At 69.4% G+C, this 3,573-nt stretch carries 3 protein-coding genes; 1 reads left to right on the forward strand and 2 read right to left on the reverse strand.

What is annotated here, in order from left to right:
- The coding region (locus F6S12_RS30470; protein ID WP_315869741.1) for a GlxA family transcriptional regulator at positions 1-480 on the forward strand (480 nt) is incomplete at its 5' end.
- Between the two features lie 9 nt (positions 481-489).
- Here the strand turns inward: F6S12_RS30470 and F6S12_RS30475 are convergent.
- A complete protein-coding gene (locus F6S12_RS30475; RefSeq protein ID WP_315869742.1) occupies positions 490-2,928 on the reverse strand; it encodes an alpha/beta hydrolase in 2,439 nt (812 codons plus the stop codon).
- 14 nt (positions 2,929-2,942) lie between these two features.
- Positions 2,943-3,573: TIGR01777 family oxidoreductase (locus F6S12_RS30480; protein WP_315869743.1), on the reverse strand; the 631-nt coding region annotated here is incomplete at its 5' end.

The raw sequence follows: 3,573 nt of genomic DNA on the forward strand, positions 1-3,573 counted from the left end.
ACCGCCGGCATCGATCTGGCCCTGGCCCTGGTGGAGGCCGACCTGGGGCGCGCAGTGGCGCTGGAAGTGGCGCGGCAACTGGTGGTGTTTCTCAAGCGCCCGGGGGGCCAGTCGCAGTTCAGCGTAACCCTGTCGCTGCAGAACCAGGGTGGGCGTTTCGACCGGCTGCACGCCTGGATCGCCGAGCACCTGGACCGCGAACTGACGCTGCCGGTGCTGGCCGAGCAGGCGGGAATGAGCGAGCGCAGTTTCGTCCGTCACTACCGCGCCGACACCGGCCAGACCCCGGCCCGGGCCATTGAACTGATCCGTGTGGAATGCGCCCGGCGCCTGTTGGCCGACAGCACCCTGCCGATCAAGCGCATCGCCGCCCAGTGCGGTTTCGGTAGCGAGGAAACCCTGCGTCGCAGCGTGCTGCGGGCCCTGGGCGTGACGCCCCAGGCCTACCGCGAACGCTTCGCCAGCATTGCGCAGCCTTGAGCGCGGGTTTCAGCCTTCTACCAGGCTCAGTTGGCCGTCGGCATACAGCACTTCGCGGCCGATCCAGGCCGGGTCTACCTGGGGCAGTACCGCCGAGGGCTTGCGCAGTTCGCGCAACAGGGTCGAACCGTGGGACAGGCGCCCGCCCATGCGTGCGATCACTGCCCGGGCCTGCTGATAGTGGGCATGGCGCCCGGGGTCGAGGGTGTCCTCCAGCAGAATGTCGACCCCCAGCACGCCCTGGACCTGGCCCGGGTAGATCATGAACCCAGCCGCCTGCTCGCTGCCTTCGCGGCCGTCCTGCCAGAAGCTGCCGCCACGGTTGCGCACCTGCTCATGGGGGGCGAACCAGTAGCCGCGATCAGCCTCGGGCACGGCGTGGTGCAAGCGGAAGAAGATCCGCATCAGGTTGTCCCGGTACCACTCGCGCACTTGCAGGTAATAGCCGCGCATGCCCGGCAAGCCCAGGCGGTGGGCCAGGGTGATGGCCGGGCTCCAGTGCGGGAAGGCTTGCAACGGCAACTCGGCGCACTGCGGACGCGGGGTGCCTGGGTCGGTTTCCCAGGGCAGGCGATGGGGGCTGTTGTCCAGGTTGTCGTAGGCGGTGGGCGGACGCCCCAGCAGCGCGCCGCCACTGCTGGCCAGGGCGGTGGCGATGCACAGGTTGCCCTGCACCACGAACACATAGAAGCGGCTGAACCAGTCTGCCAGTTGCTGGCCGTCGGCCTCGGCGGCGCGCAACTGCGCCAGCTCCCGGTCGAAGCGCCGCAGGCCCGGTTCCAGGCTCAGCAGGTGGCCGCGGGCGATGTGCTGCATGCGCAGGAACCGTGGCAGCGAGCGCAACAGGCGCAGGGGCCGCAAGGGCAGCTGCGGGGTGGCGCCGCCCACCTCGCCGGCATAGCTGGAGGAGGGCAGGCCCCAGTCGGCCAGCCGCGCCAGGAACAGGTCATTGTTGATATAGGAAGCACCGCCGAACACTGCGGTGAAGGGCTCGTTGTCCTGCAGTACACGGGCGTCCCAGCGCGCCATGATCGCCGGAATGCTCGCCGCCGCGCGGCGCTGGCCGTACTCGACGAAACGGCTGGGTTGCGGTGGCAGGATCTCGGCGATATTGGCCGCGGTCAGGTGCCGGCGCCAGCCGTAGTCGCTGATGGGGCGGTACTGCAGCAGCCACAGTTGCTGGCCGTCCCAGGCCCATTCCACATCACCGGGCACGTAGTGGAAGGTCTTGAGCACCCCTTGCAGGAAATCCCACAGGGCGCTGGCGCTCAGGCCCCGGGTGGTGGCGAAATGGCCGCTTTCCCAGGCCGCGCCCAGGCGTGAAAGGATCGCCCGCTGCGGGCTGACCTGACCGTCGGCAAGGCTTTCCAGATGGCCCTCGACCCACTCCAGTTCCACCGCCAGGTGACGGACGAAGGCGATCCCCGACAGGGTCGGCTGGATAAAGCGCTGCACCACCACTTCCTCGACCCCGGCATCGCGCAGTTCGCTGATGCGCCCGGGCACTTGCTCGCTGGCCACCCGCAGGTAAGTGGTGCTCAAGCCGGCATTGGCCGAGTCGGCCTGATCCTCGCCGTAGCTGGAGGAACGCACCGCCCACAGCGCCGCAGGCTGGCTGGCGAGCAGGGCCGGCAGCTGCGGGTCGCTGGCGCTGTCCAGGGACAGGGCGCTGGGCACCGGCTGGCCGGCCAGCTCCGCCAGGCGCAGGCGGCCGCCCTTGGTGTGGGCGACGAAGCCGTTGTCGGCGGACTCCAGCCAGTCGACGAACGCCGTCGGCGCATCGATCCAGGGGTAATGGCCCCAGCCCGGCCGCAGGCTGACCCGCAGGTCGGCCCGGGCCAGGATGGCCGACCAGGCTGCGGCCTGGGCAATCCCCAGCAGCCGGTCCTGGTCGCCCCAGACCAGTTGCACCGGGTCCTTGATCCACTCCAGCAGCGGCAGCGCGGTATCGGCCCGCAGTTGCTCCCACAGCGGTACGAAGGCCCGGCACCGACCATAGCCGGCGCCCATGCGCCGGTACTGCTCCTGGCTCCACGGCTGGCGCGAGAACTTGCCGGCAAACCACGTCGGTTTATGGCTGAGCAAACCGTGAATCAGCAAGCGCGCGGGCAGCGGCGACATCAGCGCCGGCAAGCGCCGTTGCCAGAGAAAGGCCCCCACCGGCGACAACAGCACACTGCGGCAGAAGTGCCCCGGGCGGCGCTGCAAGGCGTGCAGCACGATCAGCGCGCTGACCCCCACCGCGACAATCCCCTGGCCCGGCTCGGTCATGCCCAGCAGGGCCTCGGCGTATTCACCCAGGTCCTGGCAGGGCGGCAGCGGGTTGTCGCCAAACCCCGGCAGCTCCAGGGGCTGCACCTGATAGCGCTGGAAGTGCGGCAGGGCATCGTCCCACCAGTCGGCGGCGCTGCCATTGCCCGCCAGCAGGTACAACAGGGGCTTGCTCATGGGCATTCCTCAGCTCAGGTCAGGTCGCGCAGGGCGGCGTCCAGGGTTGGGTAACGGAAGCGGTAGCCGGCCTGCAGCAGGCGCGCCGGCACTACCTTCTGGCCATCGAAGAACAGCTCGGCCATCTCCCCGGCCAGGGCCCGTACCGGCGCAGCCGGCACGTGCAGCCACACCGGGCGCTTGAGCACCTTGCCGACAGTAGTGGCGAAGGTGCCCTGGCTCACCGCTTCCGGCGCCACCATGTTGTAGGTGCCGGACAGGGACGGGTCGTTCATGGCCCGGGCCATCACCTGCAACACGTCGTCGCGGTGCACCCAGCTCATGATCTGCCGGCCATCGCCCATGCGTCCGCCAAAGCCGAAATGGAAGGGCATCAGCAATGGCTTCAGGGCGCCGCCGGGACCGAAGACGATCCCCAGGCGCAGCACCACCTGGCGCACGCCGAAGCGGGTAGCCGGTTCGGCGGAGGATTCCCAGCGCGCGCACAGGTCGGCCATGAAGCCTTCGCCGCGCTCGGCGTTTTCATCCAGGCTCTGGCTGGCGTCGCGCACGCCATAGAAGCCGATGGCCGAAGCCTGGATCCACAGCTCCGGCTTGTGCTGGGCGTGTTGCAGCCAGTTGAGCAGGGCTTCGGTGGTGCCGACC

Source organism: Pseudomonas sp. JV245A, from assembly GCF_032424515.1.
Lineage (GTDB): Bacteria > Pseudomonadota > Gammaproteobacteria > Pseudomonadales > Pseudomonadaceae > Aquipseudomonas > Aquipseudomonas protegens.